21 protein-coding genes and 2 tRNA genes are annotated in these 21,917 nt (G+C 61.7%); 12 read left to right on the top strand and 11 right to left on the bottom strand.

What is annotated here, in order from left to right:
• Nucleotides 1–11: 11 nt before the first annotated feature.
• Nucleotides 12–1,391, bottom strand: coding sequence for a ribosome biogenesis GTPase Der (gene der, locus CYA_RS05715; protein ID WP_011430082.1), 1,380 nt, complete (start codon nt 1,389–1,391; stop codon nt 12–14).
• Between the two features lie 165 nt (nt 1,392–1,556).
• Between der and CYA_RS05710 the strand changes: the two genes are divergently transcribed.
• Complete coding sequence (locus tag CYA_RS05710) at nt 1,557–2,753, top strand: aspartate aminotransferase (protein WP_011430081.1); 1,197 nt, start codon at nt 1,557–1,559, stop codon at nt 2,751–2,753.
• A 22-nt stretch (nt 2,754–2,775) separates the two neighbouring features.
• Here the strand turns inward: CYA_RS05710 and CYA_RS05705 are convergent, their stop codons facing one another.
• On the bottom strand, nt 2,776–3,984 hold the full coding sequence (locus tag CYA_RS05705) for a Coenzyme F420 hydrogenase/dehydrogenase, beta subunit C-terminal domain (protein WP_011430080.1): 1,209 nt from the start codon (nt 3,982–3,984) through the stop codon (nt 2,776–2,778).
• Nucleotides 3,985–4,183: 199 nt separating this feature from the next.
• On the bottom strand, nt 4,184–4,816 hold the full coding sequence (locus CYA_RS05700; protein WP_011430079.1) for a response regulator transcription factor: 633 nt from the start codon (nt 4,814–4,816) through the stop codon (nt 4,184–4,186).
• 379 nt (nt 4,817–5,195) lie between these two features.
• Between CYA_RS05700 and CYA_RS05695 the strand changes: the two genes are divergently transcribed.
• Nucleotides 5,196–7,247 (top strand): ribonuclease catalytic domain-containing protein, encoded by a 2,052-nt coding sequence (locus CYA_RS05695; RefSeq protein WP_011430078.1) that lies wholly within the window; start codon nt 5,196–5,198, stop codon nt 7,245–7,247.
• Between the two features lie 92 nt (nt 7,248–7,339).
• Nucleotides 7,340–8,353 (top strand): phosphate ABC transporter substrate-binding protein, encoded by a 1,014-nt coding sequence (locus CYA_RS05690; protein ID WP_011430077.1) that lies wholly within the window; start codon nt 7,340–7,342, stop codon nt 8,351–8,353.
• Nucleotides 8,354–8,364: 11 nt separating this feature from the next.
• Here the strand turns inward: CYA_RS05690 and CYA_RS05685 are convergent, their stop codons facing one another.
• The gene (locus CYA_RS05685; RefSeq protein ID WP_228375506.1) at nt 8,365–9,486 is read right to left on the bottom strand and encodes an LptF/LptG family permease; all 1,122 of its coding nucleotides are present in this window, start codon (nt 9,484–9,486) and stop codon (nt 8,365–8,367) included.
• A gap of 255 nt (nt 9,487–9,741) precedes the next feature.
• Between CYA_RS05685 and CYA_RS05680 the strand changes: the two genes are divergently transcribed.
• A complete protein-coding gene (locus CYA_RS05680; protein ID WP_011430075.1) occupies nt 9,742–11,205 on the top strand; it encodes a pyruvate kinase in 1,464 nt (487 codons plus the stop codon).
• Nucleotides 11,206–11,217: 12 nt separating this feature from the next.
• On the opposite strand, the gene lptB is transcribed toward CYA_RS05680, so the two are convergent.
• Nucleotides 11,218–11,946, bottom strand: a complete 729-nt coding sequence (lptB, locus tag CYA_RS05675; protein WP_011430074.1) for an LPS export ABC transporter ATP-binding protein — start codon at nt 11,944–11,946, stop codon at nt 11,218–11,220.
• A 682-nt stretch (nt 11,947–12,628) separates the two neighbouring features.
• Between lptB and CYA_RS05665 the strand changes: the two genes are divergently transcribed.
• Entirely contained in the window at nt 12,629–13,120 is a 492-nt protein-coding gene (locus CYA_RS05665; protein WP_011430073.1) for a pentapeptide repeat-containing protein, read from the top strand.
• 72 nt (nt 13,121–13,192) lie between these two features.
• On the opposite strand, the gene CYA_RS05660 is transcribed toward CYA_RS05665, so the two are convergent.
• Nucleotides 13,193–13,273 (bottom strand) — tRNA-Leu (locus CYA_RS05660).
• A 74-nt stretch (nt 13,274–13,347) separates the two neighbouring features.
• Nucleotides 13,348–14,292 (bottom strand): PLP-dependent cysteine synthase family protein, encoded by a 945-nt coding sequence (locus tag CYA_RS05655; RefSeq protein WP_228375467.1) that lies wholly within the window; start codon nt 14,290–14,292, stop codon nt 13,348–13,350.
• 180 nt (nt 14,293–14,472) lie between these two features.
• Between CYA_RS05655 and CYA_RS05650 the strand changes: the two genes are divergently transcribed.
• The 3 genes from CYA_RS05650 to CYA_RS05640 are packed head-to-tail and all read left to right on the top strand — an operon-like array spanning nt 14,473 to nt 17,137.
• Complete coding sequence (locus CYA_RS05650) at nt 14,473–15,606, top strand: cob(I)yrinic acid a,c-diamide adenosyltransferase (protein ID WP_011430071.1); 1,134 nt, start codon at nt 14,473–14,475, stop codon at nt 15,604–15,606.
• Between the two features lie 11 nt (nt 15,607–15,617).
• On the top strand, nt 15,618–16,361 hold the full coding sequence (locus tag CYA_RS05645; protein ID WP_011430070.1) for a lysophospholipid acyltransferase family protein: 744 nt from the start codon (nt 15,618–15,620) through the stop codon (nt 16,359–16,361).
• A complete protein-coding gene (locus CYA_RS05640; protein WP_011430069.1) occupies nt 16,349–17,137 on the top strand; it encodes an alpha/beta fold hydrolase in 789 nt (262 codons plus the stop codon). The genes CYA_RS05645 and CYA_RS05640 overlap by 13 nt, the downstream gene beginning before the upstream one ends.
• Here CYA_RS05640 and CYA_RS05635 read toward each other — a convergent pair.
• Both CYA_RS05635 and CYA_RS05630 read right to left on the bottom strand, forming a co-directional pair.
• Nucleotides 17,115–17,840, bottom strand: a complete 726-nt coding sequence (locus tag CYA_RS05635; RefSeq protein WP_011430068.1) for an HAD-IA family hydrolase — start codon at nt 17,838–17,840, stop codon at nt 17,115–17,117. The two genes, CYA_RS05640 and CYA_RS05635, sit on opposite strands and share 23 nt — an antisense overlap.
• Entirely contained in the window at nt 17,837–18,814 is a 978-nt protein-coding gene (locus CYA_RS05630; RefSeq protein WP_011430067.1) for a PhoH family protein, read from the bottom strand. Before CYA_RS05630 ends, CYA_RS05635 begins: the two co-directional genes overlap by 4 nt.
• A gap of 55 nt (nt 18,815–18,869) precedes the next feature.
• On the opposite strand from CYA_RS05630, the gene CYA_RS14680 reads away from it, so the two are divergent.
• From CYA_RS14680 to CYA_RS05615, 4 genes are all read left to right on the top strand, one after another.
• Nucleotides 18,870–19,241, top strand: a complete 372-nt coding sequence (locus CYA_RS14680) for a hypothetical protein (protein WP_143597354.1) — start codon at nt 18,870–18,872, stop codon at nt 19,239–19,241.
• Between the two features lie 144 nt (nt 19,242–19,385).
• Complete coding sequence (locus tag CYA_RS05625; RefSeq protein ID WP_228375466.1) at nt 19,386–19,892, top strand: hypothetical protein; 507 nt, start codon at nt 19,386–19,388, stop codon at nt 19,890–19,892.
• A 106-nt stretch (nt 19,893–19,998) separates the two neighbouring features.
• A tRNA-Ser gene (locus CYA_RS05620) sits at nt 19,999–20,089 on the top strand.
• A 48-nt stretch (nt 20,090–20,137) separates the two neighbouring features.
• Nucleotides 20,138–20,896 (top strand): DUF92 domain-containing protein, encoded by a 759-nt coding sequence (locus tag CYA_RS05615; protein ID WP_041438244.1) that lies wholly within the window; start codon nt 20,138–20,140, stop codon nt 20,894–20,896.
• Nucleotides 20,897–21,153: 257 nt separating this feature from the next.
• Here the strand turns inward: CYA_RS05615 and CYA_RS05610 are convergent, their stop codons facing one another.
• Together CYA_RS05610 and CYA_RS05605 are read right to left on the bottom strand one after the other, a co-directional pair.
• On the bottom strand, nt 21,154–21,486 hold the full coding sequence (locus CYA_RS05610; RefSeq protein WP_011430063.1) for a ribulose bisphosphate carboxylase small subunit: 333 nt from the start codon (nt 21,484–21,486) through the stop codon (nt 21,154–21,156).
• Nucleotides 21,487–21,494: 8 nt separating this feature from the next.
• Nucleotides 21,495–21,902 carry a RuBisCO chaperone RbcX gene (locus CYA_RS05605; protein WP_011430062.1) on the bottom strand — a complete coding sequence of 136 codons (408 nt, stop codon included), beginning with the start codon at nt 21,900–21,902 and terminating at the stop codon, nt 21,495–21,497.
• Nucleotides 21,903–21,917: the final 15 nt, after the last annotated feature.

Genomic DNA, 21,917 nt, shown 5'->3' with positions numbered 1-21,917 from the left:
CACCAGAGGGCCTAACGAGAGGCCAGGGAACCCTCCAATTTTTGCACTGCCCGTCCCACCAGGCGCTCGGATTTGCTGCGCCAGCGAAAGCGAATGGGGGTACCGGTGAAGTCGAGGTTTTGCCGGAAGTGCTTTTCCAGGTAGCGGCGGTAGTTCTCTTTGAACAGATCGGGATCGTTGACAAACAGGAGAAAGGTGGGAGGCCGCTCCGCCACCTGGGTGCCGTAGTAGATTTTGCCCTGCTTGCCCTGGCGGTTGGCGGGGGGTGACTGCCAGGCGAGGGCATCCTGGAGAACTTCATTGACCACGGAGGTGGCGATGCGCTTGCGATGGGCGGCTACCGCTGTGTTGACCTCGGCAAAGATCTTGTGGGTGCGCTGCCCCGTGAGGGCGCTGACAAACAACAGGGGTGCCCAGTCAATGAAATAAAGCCGCTCGCGGATCTCGCGGGTGTACTCGTTAATGGTGTGAGTATCTTTGTTTTCCACCGCGTCCCACTTGTTGACAACGATGATGCAGGCGCGGCCTTCTTCTTCGATGCGGCCAGCCAACCGCTGATCCTGCTCGGTTACCCCCTCCAGGGCGTCAATGACCAGCAGCACCACGTCCGAGCGCTGGATGGCTTTGAAGGCGCGGTTAATGCTGAAAAACTCCACCCCATATTCCACCCGGCTTTTTCTGCGGATCCCAGCCGTGTCGATGAGACGATAGCTCTGCCCCTCCCACTCCACCAGGGTGTCAACGGCATCGCGGGTGGTGCCAGCAATGGGGCTGACAATGGCCCGCTCGGATCCCACCAGGCGGTTGAGCAGGCTGGACTTGCCTACGTTGGGCCGCCCTACAATGGCCACGGCGATGGGATCCGGCTCATCTGCGGCTTCTTGGGCCACTTCGGGCAAGTGAGGCAGCACCGCCTCCAACAGCTCGGCTACCCCATTGCCGTGGACGGCAGAACAAGGGATCGGCTCCCCCAGCCCCAACTCCCAAAAAGCCGCCGCCTGCGCCAGGCCCAGTTGCCCCGACTCGCACTTGTTGACGGCCACCACCACCGGCAGGGGTTGTCTGCGCAGCCAATCGGCCAATTCTTTGTCAGCAGGGGTCAGCCCCTCGCGGCCATCCACCACAAAGATTACAGCGTGGGCCTCGGCCATCGCCGCCATGGCCTGCTGACGGATGTGGGGCAAAAACTCGCTGTCGTCGCCGAAGACCAGGCCGCCGGTATCCACCACCCGCAGGCGGCGCCCGTTCCACTCCACCTCTTGGTAGAGGCGATCCCGCGTGATGCCCGGCTCGTCGTGGACAATGGCCGAGCGCACCCCCGCCAGGCGGTTGACGAGGCTGGATTTGCCCACGTTGGGGCGACCCACAACGGCTACAAGGGGTAAAGCCACTGCTCCGCTTGCCAAAAAGCCGAACCCAGACTTCTATCCTAGCCTTTGGGATCCCAGATGCCCAAACCCGCTGATCTCAATCATTGCCCTGAAGGCAGCTCTGGCGGTAAGTTAGGTAGCTAACCTCCCATCAGACACCGGCTGCACTCGTTTCCCCTCCTTGCTATGAACCGTGCCCTCGCCCCTGCCCAGCGGCTGAACAAACTGCCTGCCTATGTCTTTGCCCGCTTGGATGAGCTGAAGGCCCGCGCCCGCCAGCAGGGGTTGGATTTGATCGATCTGGGCATGGGCAACCCCGATGGCCCCACCCCCCAGCCGGTGGTGGAGGCGGCCCAGGCCGCCATTGCCGATCCCGCTCACCACGGCTACCCACCCTTCGAGGGCACGGCTAGCTTTCGCCAGGCAATTGCCGAGTGGTATTGGCGCCGCTACGGGGTGGAGCTGGATCCCAATGGCGAGGTGCTGCCTCTATTGGGATCCAAAGAGGGCCTGACCCACCTGGCCCTGGCCTACGTGGATCCAGGGGATCTGGTGCTGGTGCCTAGCCCTGCCTACCCGCCCCATTTTCGCGGTCCCCTGATTGCCGGCGGGCAGATCTACCCACTGCTGCTGCGCCCGGAGAAAGGATGGCTCATCGACCTGCAAGAGATCCCGCCGGAGGTGGCCAAGCAGGCGCGGCTGCTCTACTTCAACTACCCCAACAACCCGACAACAGCGGTGGCGACCCGCTCCTTTTTTGAAGCAGTGGTGGCGTTTGCTTGCCGCTACGACCTCCTCCTGGTGCACGACCTGTGCTATGCCGAGCTGGCCTTTGACGGCTACCGGCCCACCAGCCTGCTGCAGATCCCTGGCGCCAAGGACTTGGCCGTGGAGTTCCACACCCTCTCCAAAACCTACAACATGGCCGGTTGGCGGGTAGGCTTTGTGGTGGGCAACCGCCAGATTATCCAGAGCCTGCGCACCCTGAAAACCAACCTCGACTACGGCATTTTTGGCGCCCTGCAAAAGGCGGCCGAGACCGCTTTGGCCTTGCCAGATAGCTACCTACAGCAGGTGCAGGAGCGCTACCGCCGCCGACGCGACTACCTCATTGCCCGCCTGGCCGAGTTGGGCTGGCAGATCGAGCCGCCGCGGGCGACGATGTACCTCTGGATCCCGACCCCCCGCACCGCCGACGGCACGCCCGAGGGATCGACGGAGTTTGCCCTGCGGGTTTTGGAGTCCACCGGGGTGGTGGTGACTCCCGGCAACGCCTTTGGGGAAGGGGGAGAAGGCTACGTGCGGATCAGCCTGATTGCCGATTGCGAACGCCTGGGCCAGGCCATCGACCGCTGGGCAGAAGCCGGGATCCGCTATTGCTGAGCTCTAGGGTTGGCCCTCTCCCCTAGGGAGAGGGGAGTTGGTATTGCTCCACGATGCGCCGGGCAAAAGGAGGCACATGCTGCTCCAACTTGTGGGGATAGTGGCGGCGGACGTAGAGATAGTTGCGGACAAAGTGGGAGTCGATGGAAAAGCGGGCATATTCTAGTCCGCGCGGCCCAAAGCGCTGGATGGCCACCGCCAGGAGCTGGGCCAGCCACATGGGCAAGCTCAGGGCCTGCTCGTAGGCTTGGATCCCCTGTTGCACCGCCGCCCGCCGCGAGCCCCGCGAGATCACCGGCTGGGTTTCCAGCTCTTCCCAAACCAGATCCAAGAGCTCCCGCCCGCGCGCATTGCGCACCAGCAGCCATTGCCAGCCAAAGGGGGATCCCATATAGCCCACCACCAGATCGGCCAGGCTGTTGACGTAGTCAAAACAGGTAAGGCAAGAGGGGGCAAACACGTCTTTTAGTTCTTTGGTTTTGAGGCCAAAAAAAGGCACCTTTTCCACCGAGCCGTCTTCGTGCTTGAAGTGGACGTGGAAGTCCTGCATGAACTCGTAGTGCACCACCGTTTGCGGGGAGCGGCTGGTGGTTTCAAGAAACTTTTGCAGCCCGGCGCGGCTGACGTTGTCTACGCAGGGCGTGCCCAACACATAGAGCTTCTCCAGGCCCAAGTTTTTCTCCACCGCCCGCAAAGCCTGGATCTGGCAGCCCACCCCGATCACCAGCAAGCGCTTGAGGCCGCTTTGCTCCACCTGCTCCAGCACGGAGAGATTGGGCGATAGCGTTGGCTTGTTGACCCGCGCCGCCAAGACCGCTTCTGGGGTACGCGCCAAGACAGGCCGTGGCTGAAAGCGATCCCGGGGATCCGCCTGCACGCACACCACCCCTTCTACTAGGCCGCTGCTGAGGGCCTTCATGCCGATGCTGCTGACGATGCCCGTCCACTGGGCACCCGGGATCGGATCCCGCCGGCGGGCCGTGTACATTGCCTCGTAGACGCCGAAGTAGTCGCTGTCGCTGACGGCATCCGATTTGGAGCGCAGCGATTCCCGCGATCGCCCGTGGGTTTGCTCTTCTAGGCGGGTGAACTGCTGGTTCAAAAAGGCACAGGCTTCCTTGACGTGGGCGACGTAGCGGGTATCGCAGAGGCCGCACTGGCTGCACAGCTCCTTGGCCGGGTAGTGGCCGGAGCGGATGGGCCGGGCCGGACGCGGTAAACGGGATCCCATAAGGTCTAAACCGTAGCCGTGGCGGGGTACCTTCTTCAGTTTGCCGCCAAAACCGCAGACGGCGGGCAGAGGAGTTGAAAGATCCCCGATCCTGCCCAACGCTCGCCCGCCCCTCCAGAGTTGCCCCCAGACAGAGAGGAAAAGCCAGATCCCCTGAGTTGCCCTTTTGTCGGCAAGCGGCGATGCAACAAAGGCCCCCTCAGCCTCTGCCCAAACCACTTTCGAGGGCCCAGCGGGCCAGTTCGGTGCGGTTGTGCAGGCCGGTTTTGCTCAGCATGTTGCTGACATGGCTTTCGACGGTGCGCTGGCTCACTCCCATCACCTCGGCAATCTCGCGGTTGGACATGCCCCTGGCCACATACTGGATCACCTTGGCTTCCGTAGGGGTGAGCTCGATTTCCCGATCTAACTTGATGACCGGCTGAATGACCGCATTCTGCATTTGCAACAGGCGCTCGGTGTGCTTGAGGACGGACTCCACCTGAGCCACCAGCTCTTCCGGCTCAAAGGGCTTGACCAGGTAAACATCTGCCCCCGTGTTGAGGCCGCGCACCCGATCTGCCGTTTGCCCGCGGGCTGACAAAAAGATCACCGGAATCCAGTCCGTCGCGCTGTTGGAGCGAATGGTCTGGACAAACGTGTAGCCATCCATCTCCGGCATCATCACATCGCAGATGATCAAATCCGGAGTAAAGTGGCGCATCGCCTCTAACCCTTCCAGGCCATTGCTCGCCGCAACCACCTCGTAGCCGCGAAACTCCAGGTAATCCTTCACCAGAAGGATCAGGTTTGGATCGTCGTCAATCAGCAACAATCGCTTTGGGTTGTCCACTGCTCATCCCTTTGCTGCAAGAAAGCCCAAGGAAAAAGGATAGCCCGCTTAGCAAACCTCTGGACAAATCGGCAAATCTACAGCCGAGGTGGCGCCAAGAAAAAACCTGCCAACCTCTAGCCGGTTCGTCAGTTTCCCCTAAACCTGGATAAAAGGTATCACATACAGACGGAGGTGGCGGCATATCCAAAGAAACACGAAGAGGCCGGGTACCTCCTCTGGCCGGCTCGGCAACTGCCTCCGCCCTGCCTTGGGATCCTCCCGCTGGCAAGCGCTCGCCCTCTGGGGCTGGTTTGGCTTGTCGGGTTTTCCCCATGGGCAGGAGAAGTAGAGCCAGGAGAAAATACAATTCTGGCGGCAACCTACATGGGGAAAGAGGGTGGAAAAGGGCACGCTGGTCGAGTTTCGCCACAACAACGAGCGGGTACTGGCAGTAGTTGAGGGCACCGAGGGCAAAAAGAACCTGCTGCTGGGCGTGGCTTCGGGGCAGGTGCACAGCGTTCACCCTCGCCAAATTACGTTTGCCTTGAACGGCAATTCCAGCTTTACGGTGTCCGATATCCCGGGCTTTTGGCAGGCGGTGCAGGCAAAGTTGGATCCCGAAAGTTTGGCTTTGGCCTGGGAATTGGTTCAGGAGGAGCGTCGGCCCCTGAGCCTGTCGGAGATGGCCCAGTTGTTGTTTTCCGACGATTCCCCGGTCTCCACCTATGCTGCCTACCGTCTTTTGAGCGAGGATTACGTCTACTTTAAGGCAAAGGGGGAAGGCTACGAGCCGCGTACTCCGGCTCAGGTGAAGGAAATTCTCCATCAAATTGCCGTTACCCAGCAGCGGCAGCAGGAACAGGCCGAGTTTGAGGCCCGCCTAAAGGCAGCGGTGGCCCAGCCTGGGCAAAAGTACACTTGGAGCCCAGCGGAACGAGCTCGTCTGGAGGTGCTGGAGCGCCTAGCTTTGCAGGGAGCGGCGGCCAGCATTCGCAGCCACGAGGATCTCTCCCACAACCTCACCCCCTCGGATCGGGAGCGGGTCTCGCAACTGCTGCAACTGATGGGATTTCCCGACACTCCTCAAGGAGCCTTTGACGCCCTGGTAGCCCTGGGCCTGTGGAGCCGCCACGAGAACCTGGCCCTGCGCCTTACGGGGATCCCCACCCAATTTCCCAAGGAGGTGGAGCGCTACGCCCAAACTTTGCTTGGCGGGCCTCCCCCCTTCTTGGATCTGCCTCTGCGCCGGGATCTCACCCATCTTCACACCTACACCATCGACGATGCCAGCACCCGCGACATCGACGATGCTCTCAGCGTCGAGTTTGAGTCGGATGACGAGGTGAAGCTCTGGATCCACATCGCCGATCCCAGTTGTTGGGTGCAGTGGGGGGATCCCCTCGACTTAGAAGCCCGCAAGCGGGGCACCAGCGTCTATTTGCCGGAGCGGGTGATCCCGATGTTTCCATCGGAGTTGTCCACCGGCCCGATGAGCTTGGTGCAGGGGGAGGTGCGGCCTGCCCTTAGCTTCGGCATCCGGCTGGGATCCGACGGGGCCGTGCGCGACTACGAAATTTGCCTCAGCCAGATCCGGGTCAACTACCGCCTCACCTACGACGATGCCGACGAGATGCTGGAGTTGGGGGCGGAGGCCCAATTGACAGCCATTGCTCGGGCAGCGCGCTGGCGCTACGCCTGGCGACTGGCGCAAGGGGCGATCCCCATCGGCCTGCCGGAGCAGGACATCAAGGTCATCGACGAGATCCCCCACCTGCGGGTGATCGAGGATACGCCGGCGCGGCAGATGGTGGCGGAGATGATGGTGCTGGCCGGTGAGGTAGCCGCTCGCTTTGCCCGCCAAAACGGGATCCCGGTGCCCTATCGCCTGCAGCCGGCTCCTGAGCTGCCCCCGCCGGAGGTTTTGGATCTGTACCCCCAGGGTCCGGTTCGGTCGTTTGCCATCATGCGCTGTCTCTCGCGGGCGGAAGTGGCCACCCAACCGGGGCGACATACGGGGCTAGGGCTCGATGCCTACTGTCAGGTGACCTCTCCCATTCGCCGCTACCTGGATCTGGTGGCCCACTACCAGATCAAGGCTTTTTTGCGCGGGGATCCCTTGCCCTTGACAGAAGCCAAGGTGCAGCAATTGTTGCTGGGGATCGAGCCAGGCACCGCCGAGGCCAACCAGGTGGAGCGCAAGTCCAAGCGCTACTGGAGCATCGAGTACCTGCGTCAGCGACCGGGGCAGATTTGGCAGGCCTTGGTCTTGGGCTACCTGCGCGAGGAGGAGAACCTGGTGATGGCCATGCTGGATGAGATTGCCTTTCGCGTGCCGGTGCGCTTGGAACGGCAGGTGCCGCTGGGGGCCTGGATCGAGTTGGAGGTTCTGCAGGCAGATCCCCGCGCCGATGTCATTGAGCTGCGGGAGGTGGGACAGAATGCCCTTTAACCTGCGGCTTGCCCAGTCCGGGCAAACAGTTGATACAACAGAGGGGGAAAGTCCGCCAAAGTCTGGACTGCGAATTTCTCGAGGGGGATCCCATGACCGTACGACCTTCCGGCCCACCTCCGATTGTCTACATTCTTTTGCTGGCGATACTGGGGGGAGGCGGCTGGTATGCCTATCGTTCCGGCCTGCTTGACTCTTTCCTGAAGCGAGGGAACGCGCCTTCTGTCCCTGGCCAGATCCCGGCTGCCCAGCCGCAAGCGCCAACGGCCCCCAATCTTCCTCCAGCCCAGGCCCCCAACCAGCCACCCAGCGCGGTTAATCTGGATACTTCCCTGCCCAACCCGGCGGTGCTGCAGATGGACGGCAGCGTCACCATGATCCGCATTGTCTTGGCCTTGAAGTCAGGCTACAGCCAGCGCAACCCCGCCATCCCCATCACCTACGGGATCCCCGACGGCAAGCCCAATGGATCCAACGCCGGCCTCAAGGCCCTGATGGAAGGTCGCATCCAGCTTGCTGCCAGCTCTCGCCCCCTCAATGCCAGCGAAGTCCAGGCGGGTTTGCAGGCCATCCCGGTGGCCAAAGATGCCCTGGCGGTGGCGGTGGGGGTAAACAACCCCTACAAGGGCGGCCTGACGCTGCAGCAGTTGGCCGACATCTTCCAGGGCCGGATCACCAACTGGAGCCAGGTAGGCGGCCCCGATCGTCCGATTCGCGTTCTCAACCGCGCCCCTCAGAGCGGCACCTACAGCGTTTTCCAGGAGCTGGTGCTGTTGGGGCTGCCCTTTGCCCCCGATAACCCGCCCTACTTCACCACTGCCACCCAGGATGCCACCACCCCTCTCCTGCGGGCTTTGGGAGAAGACGGCATCACCTACAGCACCGTGGATCAGGTGCAAAACCAGCAAACGGTGAGGATGGTGCCCATCGACGGCCAGATGCCCACCCGCGAGGCCATCCAAAGTGGCCGCTACCCGCTGGCCCGCAACGTGTTTTTGGTGGTACCGCAAAAAACCAGCCCCGTGGTGGCTGATTTCATCAACTATGCCCTCTCCGACCAAGGCCAGCAAATCATTGGCCGCACCGAGTTCATCCCGCTGCGGTAGCTGGCCTTTGCCTAGCGATTGGCTCGGTAAAGTAGTCCTAGCCCCACTGCGGAGCAGATGAAGTTGGGCAACCAGGCCGCCACCTCCGGCCCCAAGGTTCCAATCTGGCCCAGCGCCTGGCTGACAAACAGCAGCACGTAGTAGGCGAAGATAATCAGCACGCTGAGGCCCAGGCCCAGAGAAGAACTGGTGCGCTGGGGGCGCAGCGCCAGGGGCGCCCCAATCAAGGTGAAGGCCAGACAGGCAAAGGGGATGGCGTACTTTTGGCTGAGGCTAACCTGAAGGCGGCGTACCCCCTGCAGATCCCCCGAGCTGGCGATGACCTCGATGTAGCGGCGCAGCTCTTGAATGTTCATCTCCTCGGGGCTGCGGACCTCCTGGGCCAAATCCAGCGGCGCGCGCGGCAGGCGCAACTCCTGGCGGGCAAAGGTGGCGATGTTGCTGTAGGTGCCATCAGGGGAGACGATGTAGTTGGTGCCCTCCTCAAACACCCAGAGGTTCTCCTGGGGATCCCAGCGCCCCTGCTGCGCCAGCAGGATCTGGCTGAGAGCCTCGTTGGAAAGATCCAGCACGATCACGCCGCGCATCTGCTGGCCATCGAAGCTGCGGGCATAGAACTGACGGGTTAGCCCTTGCCGGCGGGAAAAAGTGCCGTCTGGCTCGGGCGCGAGGATCTCGCCGAACTCTTGGTAGAGGATGTTCTCGCGGCGGAACTCTGGAGTTCGGTTCAAAGCGCGGTTTAGAGTCAGGGCCGCCTGGCGGTTGCTCACCGGCACCACCAGCTCGTTGAAGAGAAACGTTAACGTCGTCACCAAGAGGCTGAGAAGGAGGGCCGGCACCACCAGACGATAGAGGCTCACGCCGCAGCCGCGCAGGGCAGTGATCTCGTTATCAGCAGACAGGCGCCCATAGGCCAGCAACGTCGCCAGCAACATCGACATGGGGAACGTCAGGACGATGATCCCCGGCGCCCGCAACACAAACACTTGCAACGCTGCTGAAAGGGACAGCCCCGCCTCTACCACTAGCCGCACCAGCTCAAACAGGGATCCCACTGCCATCACCAGGGTGGTGAACGCTCCCACCCCAAAGAAAAAGGGCAGGAGCATCTCGGAGATGATGTAGCGATCCATCAGGCCCACCGCGCAAACGATGGAGAGCCTGTTGCAAGACTGCTTGATTGAAGGAGGAGTAGGGGGAGAATGAAGTTTCACAAAACCAAGGGAAGTAGCAGTCAGGACAACCCGAAGGCTGTTAACGACTCTAGACCGGAACGCTGGCCAACAAAAGGTTAATCGCCTCCCTTTTTCACCCTAACTTGCCTATGATCGACCCAAGGCGGGCTTGGGCCGGGCGTTGGGCTTGTTTGTCTTGAGATAGCTTTCAGCATGGCTTCCTCTTCCCCCTCTTCGCCTAAGCGTTTGCTAGAGCAGCTCCTGGAGCTGCGACAGCAAGTTGTGGAGGGATCCCAGAAGTACTTGACCGCCTGGGGCAGCCCCTGCAACCCCTCCCCCGCTCTCGAGAACCTAGCTCGGTATTTGGCGCTACGCCAACACGATCTGCGCAACCTGCAATTGGAGCTGGCTGCGGTGGGGCTGTCCTCGCTGGGACGGTGTGAATCGCGGGTCTTAGAGACCCTGGATGCAGTGATCGCCACTTTGGCAGCCACGCAGGGCCTAAGCCACAAGGGGCCCAGCTATGAGGAGTTTTACGCTGGGGACATGGCGCTGGAGCAGCATGCTGAGGCGCTGTTTGGCCCTCCTTCTCCCCACCGCCGCGCCCGCATCATGGTGACCCTGCCCAGCGAAGCTGCCGAGCAGCCCGAGCTGCTGCTGCAACTGCTGCAACGGGGGATGAACGTGGCCCGGATCAACTGCGCCCACGACGATCCCCTGGTGTGGGAGAAAATGGTGGCCCACTTGCGCCAGGCCGAAGCCCAGACTCAACGGCGCTGCAAGATTTTGTTCGACCTGGCCGGCCCCAAGATCCGCACGGGCCTGGTGGCCATGCCACCCGGCAAAGCCAAGGTGTACGGTGGGGATCGCATCCTGCTCACGGCAGCCATTCCGCCGGTCGACTCTGACATCTGCTGCCAGGTGGCTTGCACCCTGCCGGAGATCTTGGCCCACCTCAAGGTGGGGGCAACTGTTTGGATCGACGACGGCAAAATCGGCGCTCGTGTAGTGGGGATCGAGCCGGCAGGGGTGGTGCTGGAGGTGGACAAAGTCGCCCCGCAGGGCAAGAAGCTGCGGGAGGAAAAAGGCCTCAACTTTCCCGACAGCCAGCTCTCGATCCAGCCCCTCACCGAGAAAGATCGCCAAGACTTGGACTTCGTGGTGCGGCATGCCGACCTGGTGGGCTATTCCTTTGTCCAGCAGCCGGCGGATTTGCAGTTGCTGTTTTCTGAGCTGGAGCGGCGCCAGGCCCGGCCCGATCTGGGCTTGATCCTCAAGATTGAAACGCAGCGAGCGGTGCAAAACCTGCCCACTCTGATCGCGGCCGTCGACGGCTGCCGGCCCCTGGGGGTGATGATTGCCCGGGGAGATCTGGCCGTGGAGATTGGCTGGCTGCGCCTGGGCGAGATCCAGGAGGAGCTGCTGTGGATCTGTGAGGCCGCCCATGTGCCGGTAGTCTGGGCTACGCAGGTGCTGGATCAGCTCACCAAGGAGGGCCTGCCCTCCCGGCCTGAGCTTTCCGATGCGGTGCTGTCTGCCCGCGCCGAGTGCGTCATGCTCAATAAGGGCCCCTATCTCCTGGAGGCGGTTGCCCTGCTGGACGAGCTGCTGGCCCGCATGCAGGCCCACCAGCACAAAAAAAGCCAACGCCTGCGAGCTTTGTACTCCTGGCGATGAGATGGAGCGGCATCAAAGACGGAACTTCTCCCCCAGGTAATACTTGCGCACCAAGGGATCCGCCGCCAGCTCCGCTGGTGTGCCCTTGGCCAGGATGGCGCCGTCGTTGAGAATATAGGCCCGGTCGGTAATCTCCAGCGTCTCCCGCACGTTGTGGTCGGTAATCAAAACACCGATGCCCCGCTGCTTGAGCTTGGCCACCACCTCTTGAATATCCGCCACCGCAATGGGATCCACCCCCGCGAAGGGCTCATCCAGCAGCAGGAATTTTGGCCCGTGGATCCCGGCTGCCAGGGCGCGGGCGATCTCGGCGCGGCGCCGTTCTCCCCCCGACACCTGCAAACCCAAACTGTGGGCCACATGGGCAATGCGAAACTCCTCCAGCAGGTGGTTGAGCCGCTGCTGCCAGAGGCGGCGAGGCACCCCCGTCTGCTCCATGATCAGCAGCAGGTTGTCTTGAATGCTAAGGCGACGAAAGATGCTCGGCTCCTGAGCCAAGTAGCCGATCCCCAAGCGGGCCCGGCGATGCATCGGCAGATGGGTGATGTCCTGGTCATCCAGCCAGACATGGCCTCGGTTGGGCTGGATCAGGCCGGTCATGATGTAGAAGGTGGTGGTTTTCCCCGCCCCATTGGGCCCCAGCAGCCCCACAACTTCTCCCTGCTGAATGTGCAAGCTGACGTCGCTCACCACCTCACGGCGGCCATAACGCTTACAGATGTTTTCCAGTCGAATCTGCATAGGATCGGCACAGGGTTGCTGTTCGATGCTGACTGATTCTGGAGGGCTAGTTCCACAGAGGCTTCTCTCCCAAGGCTGCCCCGAACTCGACCCCTGATCTAGAGGGGGACGAGCAGAATTGACCACCTGCATGGGAATTGGGAAGATCTTCAGATACGGTTGCCGGATGCCGCAACTGCTCGCGCTGCCCCCGGATGGGATCCCTGGCCTTTCCCATGCTCCGCTGTCCAGCTTGCCATTGGCTCAACCTCGACTCCGATCGTCGCTGTCGCCGCTGCGGTTGCTTCCTGCGTTGTCGCCCTCTCCCCCCCTGGGAAAGCTTGCCCGTTGCCCGGCCCGGCCGGAGGAAACGCCAGCCGAGCCATCCTTCTCGGCTGGCAACCCGCTAGGATTGCGTCTTGGCTGCCTCGGCGATACTTTCGGTTTTGCTGGGACTGGGGCAACTGTCTTGGCATTGGGTGGATCCGCTGCTGAAAGATCCTCCCCCGCCCGGCGATAGCCCACAAGCTCTGGGGCGATAAGGCCACAACGTCATCACACCTTGGGAGCGTCTGTCGATCCACAAAACCAGGCAGATCTGTGCAGTGGCCGAAGCCGGCAGATGCCACTATCATGTGACCAACGCAAAACAACCCCGCTCTGCCGGATTGTCTCAGTCAACTTTTTGTGAGGCTCGGTTACCATGAACTTTCATCTCAAAGCTTCCGCCATTTTGGCCCTGCTGGCCACGACAGCCGTCGCTTCCAATGCCGCCGCCACAACCCCCAACGCCTGCTTCCTGCGCTACCTGCTGGCCTCCAGAACCTGTCCCAATTGCCGGCTGGGATCCCTTGAGCTGAGCAACCTGGATCTGGCAGAGGCTAACCTCCAGGGTGCCGACCTGATCGAGGCCAACCTGGAGCGCACCATCCTCACTGGCGCCGATCTCAGCCAGTCCTACTTGGTGGGAGCCAATCTGCGGCGCGCCCAGTTGCGTGGCGCCGATCTCAGCGGTGCCTACCTGGAGGGAGCGGACTTGCGGGGTGCTGATTTGCGGGGTGCCGATCTCTCTTCTGCCTCCCTGTACGGCGCCGACTTGCGGGGGGCCGATCTGCGCGATGCCAATCTGACCGGGACTGACCTGAGCTTTGCCCGCACCTGGGGCACACGCCTTCAGGGCGCCGTTCGGGAATAGTGCAATCGGCTGGTTGACCACTGCCCGCTTCCCCTCTCCTCCTTGGGAGAGGGGCTGGGGGTGAGGGCCCAGTGCGGATGGCGAGACTCGAACTCGCATGGCAAAGCCACACGCCCCTCAAACGTGCGCGTATACCAGTTCCGCCACATCCGCATTCCAGGTTTAACCATCATAGCGGCAAAAGGGCGGGGCTGTTAAGAGGAGGGGCCATTGCGGTACGGGCTAGTTTAATCTTCTGTCCAAAACCGCTCTGAGAGATACTTATCGGCCCCGTCGCACAAGATGGTCACCACCACGCCGGAGGAGAGCTGACAGGCCACCTGTAGAGCCGCCACCACATTGGCTCCGGCAGAGATGCCCACCAACAAGCCTTCCTCCAAGGCCAAACGCTTGACCATTTTCTGGGCTGCTTCGGTGGAGATCTCGATGTGCTGGTCGGGCAGGGTGGGATCGTAAATCTCGGGCTTGAGAGCAGTGGCCATGTGCTTGAGGCCTTCAAGGCCGTGGAAGGGGGAGTCCGGCTGCATGGCAATGATCTGGATATCGGAGCGGTACTCCCGCAAGCGCCGCCCCACCCCCATGCAGGTGCCGCTGGTGCCTAACCCGGTTACGAAGTGGGTGACCTGTCCCTGGGTTTGCTCCCAGATTTCTACCCCCGTGGTCTCGTAGTGGGCCTGCCAGTTGGCGGGGTTGCTGTACTGGTCGGGATAGAAGTAGAGATCCGGGTTTTCGGCATAGAGGGCGCGGGCTTTCTCGATGGCCCCATCGGAGCCGAGGGCTGGATCCGTGAGCACTACCTCCACCCCGTAGGCGGCGAGGATCTTCTTGCGCTCTGGGCTGGCGTTGGCCGGCAGGGCCAGCTTCACCTTGTACCCCAAAGCTGCCCCGATCCAGGCGTAGGCGATGCCGGTGTTGCCGCTGGTGGCATCCAGGATGATCTTGCCAGGCGTAAGCTTGCCCTCGCGTTCGCCAGCGCGGATCATATTCAGGGCCGGGCGATCCTTGACCGAGCCGCCGGGGTTGTACCACTCTGCTTTGCCATACACTCGCACCGACGGCGGCAGGTCGGCGGTGACCCGCCGCAGGCGAATGAGCGGCGTCCGTCCCACCAGCTCGATGGGGCTATCGACCGCAGGGGGCAAGGGGCGAGAAGAAAACACGGTTGGATACAAGGGGGATCCCTCGCTAGATAAGCACTGGGCTGGACAACCATTGCTCATCTTATCCCGGTGTTTATCGGCTCTTGCCGGCTTTTTCTGGCCCTCTCCGCGCTTCCCCGAAAACCTCTGGCTAGACTCTAAGATGGGGGTAGGGAAGCACGAGTTCTGGACAGCGGCGTGATGCGGAGGGGCATGGCAGAAATCGGCATTGTAACCGCGCAACAATTTGACCGCCGGCGAGGCCAGATCCATGTTTACGACGGCGAGGGCAAGGGCAAGTCGCAGGCGGCGCTAGGGGTTGTGCTGCGTTCCATTGGGCTGGGGATTGAAAACTCGGCCCCCAGCCGGGTGTTGCTGGTGCGGTTTCTCAAGGGGCCGGGCCGCACCTATGCCGAGGATGCCGCGATTGCCGCTCTGCAGCGCGGCTTCCCCCACCTTATCGATCAACTGCGCACGGGGCGAGGAGAGTTCTTCGGCCCCGACGAGATCACTAAGTTTGACCGCCAAGAGGCCCGCCGCGGCTGGGATGTGGCCAAGGGGGCGCTGGCGTCGGGGTTCTACTCGGTGGTGGTGCTGGACGAGCTAAACCCGGTGCTGGATCTGGGCCTGCTGCCTGTGGACGAGGTCGTCAGCACCCTCAAGCAAAAGCCAGAGGAAATGGAGGTCATCATCACCGGACGGGGCGCCCCTAAGGAAATTATCGACCTAGCAGATTTGCACTCGGAAATGCGCAGCGTGCGGCGGGCGGCGGATCCCCAGGACGGCCAGCCCCTCCTCAGCGGCATCGAGATCTATACCGGCAACGGCAAGGGCAAGTCCACCAGCGCTCTGGGCCGGGCTCTGCAGGCCATTGGGCGCGGCATCAGCAAAGATCTCTCCCACCGCGTCCTGATTATGCAGTGGCTAAAGGGGGGAACGGGCTACACAGAAGATGCGGCCATTCGGGCTTTGCGAGAGAGCTATCCCGATCTAGTAGATCACCAGCGCTGCGGCCGCGACGCCATCGTTTGGCGGGGCAAGCAGCAGGAAATCGACTACGTGGAGGCGGAGCGGGGCTGGGAGCTGGCACGGGCGGCCATCGCCTCTGGGCTTTACAAGACCATTATTCTGGACGAGCTCAACCCAACGGTGGATCTGGAGCTATTGGATGTGGAGCCGATTGTTGAGGCTTTGCTGCGCAAGCCACGCGATACGGAGATCATCATCACAGGGCGCTGCCATGCGCCTTTGCCCTACTTTGAGCTGGCCTCTGTCCATTCGGAAATGGTGAGCCACAAGCATTATGCCGAACAGGGGGCCGATCTGCGGCGCGGGGTGGACTATTGAGCAGGGTGGCGATGCTGGATCAACTCCTGCAGCAAAGCGGGTTCCCCGACGCGAGGGCGCTGGCGCAGGTCTTGCTTGGCCTTTTCCAGACGGAGGTGTGGGTGGAGGGCAAGGAGCGGGTTCCCCAGGGCCCCCTGCTGGTGGTGAGCAACCATCGCAGCTTTTTGGATGCGCCGGTGCTGATTGCTGGGCTGGATCGACCGATTCGTTTTGCCTGCCACTACTACCTATCGCAAGTGCCCCTCTTGCGGGAGGTTGCCTTGGCCCTGGGTTGTATCCCCCTCCAGCAGGGATCAGGGCCGCAGCTTGCCTTTTTTCGCCAGGCGCAGGCCACTCTGGCGGCAGGCGGAGGGGTGGGGATCTTCCCGGAAGGGGCGGAGCAGATTACTCGCGAGACCTCGCCCCAAGAGCTGGGCTGGTTTCAGCCGGGCTTTGCCCATCTGGCCTTGGCTGCTGGCGTGGATCCCCTGCCGATCCTGCCGGTGGCCGTGTGGGCGCAGGAAGAGTGGCGGGCGATGGATATTCCCATGGCTTTTTTCCGCTGGTTTGATCCCACGGAGCCCAGGTTTCAGCGGCCGGGGGGGCATCCGGTGGTGATCTACCGTCAGGTGGTGGTTCGAGTGGGATCCCCTCTTTGGGTAGGGGGAGCAGGGCGCTCTACCTGCCGCCAGGAGCGGCTGCAGCTAATTCAGGAGTTGACGGCAGCCGCTCGCGAACAGGTGCGCTTGGGGTTGGCAAGGAGATGGAAACATTGAAGGGCAAGCCCATTGCCTCTAGTCCAAGCCGCCAGAAGCGGCCCTTGCTGCTCTATTTGCCGGGTATGGATGGCACCGGCAAATTGTTTTACCGGCAGGCACAGGCTCTGCAAGCCGAGTTTCACGTCCGCCCTTTGAGCTTAAACCACCCCGCAGCAGGGCAGAGCTGGGAGAGCCTGGCCGATTGGGTGGGATCCCAGCTGGACGAGGGAGCCTACCTGTGTGGCGAGTCCTTCGGAGCTTGCCTAGCCCTGGCTGTGGCTGCCCAGCAGCCGGAGCGCTGTCGTGGCCTGATTCTGGTTAATCCGGCCTCGTCGCTGCGGCGCCGGCCCTGGTGGTGGGCAGGTCATGTTCTCCTGCCTTTTTTGCCGCCGGCGCTCTACCACCAGATGGCGGAGCGGGGGCTGGGATTTTTGGCGGAGCTAAGCCAAATGGAGCCGCCGGATCGGGAGCGGCTGCGCCAGGCCGTTCACAGTGTTGAGCCCACGGTGGCCGCCCAGCGCCTGGCCTTGCTGGGATCGTTTGTCGTGGAGGAGCTGCCCCTGGAGTCGATGACCCTGCCGACGTTGCTGGTGGCGGGGGGGCGGGATCGCCTCCTGCCCTCGGTGCAGGAGGTGCAGCGTCTGGCGGAGCGACTGCCCCAGGCCCAGGTGGAGATCTCGCCTTTAAGCGGCCATGCTTGCCTTCTGGAGCGGCAGATGAACCTGCGGCGCTACTTGCTCAAGCCCGATGGGGTTTTTGCCCCGCTACTGCTTAATTCCGCTCCAGCGCATTGAGCAGGGAGAGGGATCCCCCCAAGTTTTCGATTCGCTCTTGGCAGGAGGGATCTTGTCCTTCTCGATCCAGCCAAAGGGCCCTCAAGCCTGCTGCCTTGGCCCCTTGATAGTCTTCGCGGCGGCTGTCGCCGATGTGCCAGGCAGCGGCAGGCGGGATCCCCTGGGCCGCTAGGGCAGCTTGGAAGATGCGGGGATCGGGCTTGGCATAGCCCACCTGGGTAGAGAGAGTAAGGCTGGAAAAATAGCCCCCTAGCCCCAGCGCCTGCAGCACCCTGGGCAGGCGGCTGTCGAAATTGGAGATTACCCCTAGCTGGATCCCTTCCTGTTGCAGAACCTGCAGAACCGGCAGCGTCTCGGGATAGAGCTCCCAGGGATCCGACGTGGCAAAATACTCGAAAAGGCGGGCAAAAAACGCCTCAAACCGTTCCTCCCCAAAAGCAGCCAGGGATCCCACCCCCGCAAAGGTCTGGCGCACCACCTGGCGCCACCAGGCCCGCTCCCATTCCTGGAGGGCGGATCCCAGAAGACCGGCACAGGCTGGCGGCGGAGCGCTGGCAAAAGCTTGGGCAAAGGCGCGATCCAACGCCTGCGGATCCACCGCCACTCCATACGCTGCTGCCACCTGGCTGTAGGCCTGGCCGACGCTGCCCCGCACCCGAAACAGCGTGCCCACGGCATCGAAGAAGATTACCCTCGGTCTCACTGCTGGCTCTCGTAGCGGGCGTAGGCATCCACAATCCGCTGCACCAGGGGGTGGCGTACCACATCCCGCTGGTCAAAGTAGCAAAAGGCAACCCCCTCTACCCCCGCCAGGATGCGCTCTGCAGCCGCCAGGCCCGACAGGCGATGCTTGCCCAGATCCGTTTGGGTGAGATCCCCGGTAACCACCATGCGGGAGCGGAAGCCCAGCCGCGTGAGGGCCATCTTCATCTGCTCCGGGGTGGTGTTTTGGGCCTCGTCCAAGATGATGAAAGCGTTGCTGAGGGTACGCCCCCGCATGTAGGCCAGCGGCACCACCTCGATGACTCCCTGGGCCATCAGCTGGGGCAGCTTGGCCGGGTCGATAAACTCGAACAGGGCATCGTAGAGAGGCCGCAGATAGGGATCTACCTTTTCCACCAGATCCCCTGGCAAGAAGCCCAGCTTCTCCCCTGCCTCTACCGCTGGTCGCGTCAGGATCAAACGCTCGTACTCGCGGTTTTGCAGGGCTGTGATGGCCACAACGGCAGCCAGATAGGTTTTCCCGGTGCCTGCCGGCCCGATGCCGAAGCAGAGATCGTGGGTGCGAATGGCTTGCACGTACTCCTGTTGGCGGGGTGTCTTGGGCCGGATCAACTCTCCCTTACGGGTGCGGGCCAACACACCTGCTTGCGCTTGCTGATAGGCCGTAGCCTCCTGGCCGGAGAGGGCGCGAAAAGCTTGCTCCGCATCAATCACCGTGACAGGGTGTCCAGTTTGCCAAAGCGGCTTCAGCAATTCTAGCCACTGCCGCACCTGCTGCCGCTGCTGAGGGGTGCCTTTCAGGTACAGGTCTTGTCCGCGCAGCGTTACAGAGGCACCACTGGAGCGACTGATCCACTTCAGGTTGGCCTCCTGAATGCCCGCCAAGGACATGGCCTGCCGAGGGCTTGACAAAGAGATGATCTCCAGATCGGTGGCGGCAGAAGTGTCGTGCATGCCGTGGGCGCCGGGCACCCCGCGAGACTTGCAATGGTGATCTTATCAAAAACGGTTGTCAAAGCGCTCCGGGTTGCGGAAAGCTGCTGCAGAGACCAAACGAGCGCAAGAGTGCTTAACAGGGGATTACACCATTAATGTGTTCCAAAATACAAGCTTCTGGAAAATCTGCAGCAAACCTGGATTTGGGTTCTGGCCTTCATTCGCAGCCGAGTCACAGGGAATTAGCAACTCCCTATGGTTCCCTAAAAAAGTATTGCAAAGGTCTATTTCTCTGGGAATAGCCGCCATCCATCAAGTAAAGTTGACCTATTACAAAGAGCTTGAGACCTTAATCTCTTGCCCGATCGAGGAAGAGCCTGAGGTTCTCAGCCCCGATGTCACAGTTCATCTGAGATTCTCCATCCAGCAGCAGGGAGAGGAATAGGTTTGTCTTTAAAACCTTTCCCCGGCTCATTTTTGGGATCCCTGTAAGCTCTTTACAGCTTCTCACTTCTGGAGTCATTTTGAAGAAAAGGAGAGATAGATGTTTACCCAATCGGCTACACCCGCTACGTCAGGGCTGCCACAAATGGATTTGACGCAAGTCCCGCCAGAGATTACCTGCGATGGCAGCGACTTAGACTGGAGCCAAGCCGCAGCGATCGAGGGCACCCAACCCCAAGAGGAGAACTTGCAGGGCTGGATCGCCTTTTACGGCCTGCGGGTCAACCAAGAACCGGGCAACATCCTGCACTGGCAGGGGCAGCCGCTGCGGGCCAGCCGCATTCGCTTTTTTGTGAAAAATGTGGCTTGGCGCTATGGCTTTTCTTTCTCCACCAGCATCCGCTCTCCTCTCGGCAAAGGGATCCCCACGCCTTCGGAGTGGCGCTACCCCGGTCTTTGCCGCTACGGCCTGGTGCTGTTCCAGCCCAACGCCCGGTTGGTGGCCCGGCAGGTCTGGGAATCCTCGCCGGAGCAGCCGCAAGAGGTGGATCTGGATCCCAACTTGGATATCGCCTTCAACGTCAATGACGCCAAGGGCAGCTACGGCGACAACAGCGGCAGCTTCGATATCTATGTGCAGGTGGTGAACTGAGCTGCAGCAGGGATCCCGCTCGAGAACAGTTGCCGGGTGGGATCCCATCTTCTACAATAGGTGAACCGGCGGCTGGATCCCAGCTTGCTGAGGTCTCTGCCGCTCTGGAGAGGTGGCTGAGTGGTCGAAAGCGGCTTCCTGCTAAGAAGTTACGGGGCCCAAAAGCTCCGTCGAGGGTTCGAATCCCTCCCTCTCCGTTGTTGTGGCCAGTTCCTAGCCGCCCTTGCCGGTGGTGGAGGGCACTCATGGGTCAGGCGTGGCTGCTGAGTCAGTGGGGGGTGGCGCTCTGGCTCAATCTGGCCTTGGTGGCGCTGGCCCTGCTGAGCCCCCAGAAGGCGCTGACGCGAGCTGGGGTTCTCCATGCGGGCCTGCTGGGCCTGTTGGTGTGGGGGGGCCTGGGAGGGCGGGGTTACCTGGTCGTAGCCGCCTATTTTTTAGTCGGCACCGCCGTAACCAAGCTGGGGATCCGCCGCAAGCAGGCCCAGGGGATCGCCGAAAAGCGAGAGGGGGCGCGAGGGCCGGAAAATGTCTGGGGATCTGCCCTGACGGGAGCTGCCTGTGCGGTGGGATATGCGCTTTTTGCCCATCCCCTCTGGTGGTTGGGGTATAGCGCCAGCTTCGCCGCCAAGTTGGCCGATACCGTCAGCAGCGAGGTGGGAAAAGCCTACGGACGTCAGACCTTTTTGATCACCACCTTGCAGCCGGTGCCAGCAGGCACTGAGGGAGCCGTCAGCCTGGAGGGATCCCTGGCGGGGGTGGCGGCAGCAGGAGGGATGGCCGCCTTGGCCTGGGGCATTGGCGGAGAATGGGTGGGAGGGAATCTCCTATGGTTGGGAATCTGCTGGCTGGCCGGGATCCTGGCCACTTTGGCAGAAAGCTGGATGGGGGTGGTGTTGCAGCCTCGCTTGGCTTGGATGAGCAATGAAGTGGTGAACGGCATTCAAACGACCCTAGCAGCTCTTTTAGCAGTGGGTCTGGGGGCGCTTTTGGGGATCGGATCCTAAAAAGATGCCCAAGCGCTCCGCGCCGCTGCCCTCACCCCCAGCCCTTCTCCCTCTGGGAGAGGGGAGTTAGAGCGTTGCGTAGCAATAACGAGGCAAAGAACCGTTTCGTTGCTGTTTGAAATGACTGTATTTTTGAGATTGAGAATGGCGCCGTTGCCATTGGGAATGGCTATGCAAAGCAAGAAATAAATAAAGAGGGAGAAGCTCTCCCTCTGCGCCGATTGGCTGGGAACTAGACCGATTGCTCTGGACCTCTCCTAGCGCAGGCCGCTGGGCTTGTAAACCAAGAAGCTGAGCACCTGGCACTGCTTAATGTTGTCGAAACCCACCACACGGATGAAGCAATTGGGGTAGGCGCTGCGGCAGGCCTGTACCTCGGTCAGCACCTCCTGGGGAGAAGTGGCGCTGAACAGGGGCAATTTCCACAGCGTCCAGTAGTGGTCGGTGGGCTGCGAAGACTCGTTGAATTCGATGGCAGGAATGTAGCCTTGATCCAAGATATACTGCACCTGCTTGAGGATCTGCAGATCCGTCATCGGAGGCAAGTAGGAAAAAGTTTCGTAGCGGCGCTCTTTCGGCAAGGTTTGCATGACTGAAGTTACTCCGTTTCAGGTGTAGGGTTCTGAAGAGGGGATCCCGCTTCCGGGTGCGTGGCCAGCGGGGATCCCGCTGCTGAGGTAAGCCGTTCCAGGTGGCTACGGCGGTGTTCCATGTTGGCTTGCTGGATGCCGGTCTTGGCCATCTCCGGCAAGTAGTCCACCACCTCCGCCGCAATGTGCTCGCGAACGGTCATGATGCGATAGGCCAGGTCAGGACGCTCTGCCAGCAAAGCCCGCAGGTAGGTTTCCCCCTCCTGAAGGTTTTGCCGAGCCGAGAACTGCTGCAGCCACAGGGCCCTGGGAGGATCCGTCTCGCTCAGTTGGGCCAGCACCGTGCGCATTGCCTGATAGGTCAGGTAGCTGATCAAGGTTTTGGCCGTATCTTTGGCGATCTGTTTCAGATCCATGGCCAGTCCAGGGGT

This window comes from Synechococcus sp. JA-3-3Ab (assembly GCF_000013205.1).
In the GTDB taxonomy this organism is placed as follows: domain Bacteria; phylum Cyanobacteriota; class Cyanobacteriia; order Thermostichales; family Thermostichaceae; genus Thermostichus.
Note: the sequence above shows the minus strand (reverse complement) of the source record. Positions and strands in the feature narration are given on the sequence as shown.

What these genes read in the sequence shown, in the direction of transcription:
- CYA_RS05710 (WP_011430081.1), top strand. Translation starts at nt 1,557, where the DNA reads ATGAACCGTGCCCTCGCCCCTGCCCAGCGGCTGAACAAACTGCCTGCC.
- CYA_RS05705 (WP_011430080.1), bottom strand. Translation starts at nt 3,984, where the DNA reads ATGGGATCCCGTTTACCGCGTCCGGCCCGGCCCATCCGCTCCGGCCAC.
- CYA_RS05690 (WP_011430077.1), top strand. Translation starts at nt 7,340, where the DNA reads ATGACCGTACGACCTTCCGGCCCACCTCCGATTGTCTACATTCTTTTG.
- CYA_RS05685 (WP_228375506.1), bottom strand. Translation starts at nt 9,486, where the DNA reads ATGGATCGCTACATCATCTCCGAGATGCTCCTGCCCTTTTTCTTTGGG.
- CYA_RS05680 (WP_011430075.1), top strand. Translation starts at nt 9,742, where the DNA reads ATGGCTTCCTCTTCCCCCTCTTCGCCTAAGCGTTTGCTAGAGCAGCTC.
- lptB (WP_011430074.1), bottom strand. Translation starts at nt 11,946, where the DNA reads ATGCAGATTCGACTGGAAAACATCTGTAAGCGTTATGGCCGCCGTGAG.
- CYA_RS05665 (WP_011430073.1), top strand. Translation starts at nt 12,629, where the DNA reads ATGAACTTTCATCTCAAAGCTTCCGCCATTTTGGCCCTGCTGGCCACG.
- CYA_RS05650 (WP_011430071.1), top strand. Translation starts at nt 14,473, where the DNA reads ATGGCAGAAATCGGCATTGTAACCGCGCAACAATTTGACCGCCGGCGA.
- CYA_RS05645 (WP_011430070.1), top strand. Translation starts at nt 15,618, where the DNA reads ATGCTGGATCAACTCCTGCAGCAAAGCGGGTTCCCCGACGCGAGGGCG.
- CYA_RS05640 (WP_011430069.1), top strand. Translation starts at nt 16,349, where the DNA reads ATGGAAACATTGAAGGGCAAGCCCATTGCCTCTAGTCCAAGCCGCCAG.
- CYA_RS05630 (WP_011430067.1), bottom strand. Translation starts at nt 18,814, where the DNA reads ATGCACGACACTTCTGCCGCCACCGATCTGGAGATCATCTCTTTGTCA.
- CYA_RS05625 (WP_228375466.1), top strand. Translation starts at nt 19,386, where the DNA reads ATGGATTTGACGCAAGTCCCGCCAGAGATTACCTGCGATGGCAGCGAC.
- CYA_RS05615 (WP_041438244.1), top strand. Translation starts at nt 20,138, where the DNA reads ATGGGTCAGGCGTGGCTGCTGAGTCAGTGGGGGGTGGCGCTCTGGCTC.
- CYA_RS05610 (WP_011430063.1), bottom strand. Translation starts at nt 21,486, where the DNA reads ATGCAAACCTTGCCGAAAGAGCGCCGCTACGAAACTTTTTCCTACTTG.
- CYA_RS05605 (WP_011430062.1), bottom strand. Translation starts at nt 21,902, where the DNA reads ATGGATCTGAAACAGATCGCCAAAGATACGGCCAAAACCTTGATCAGC.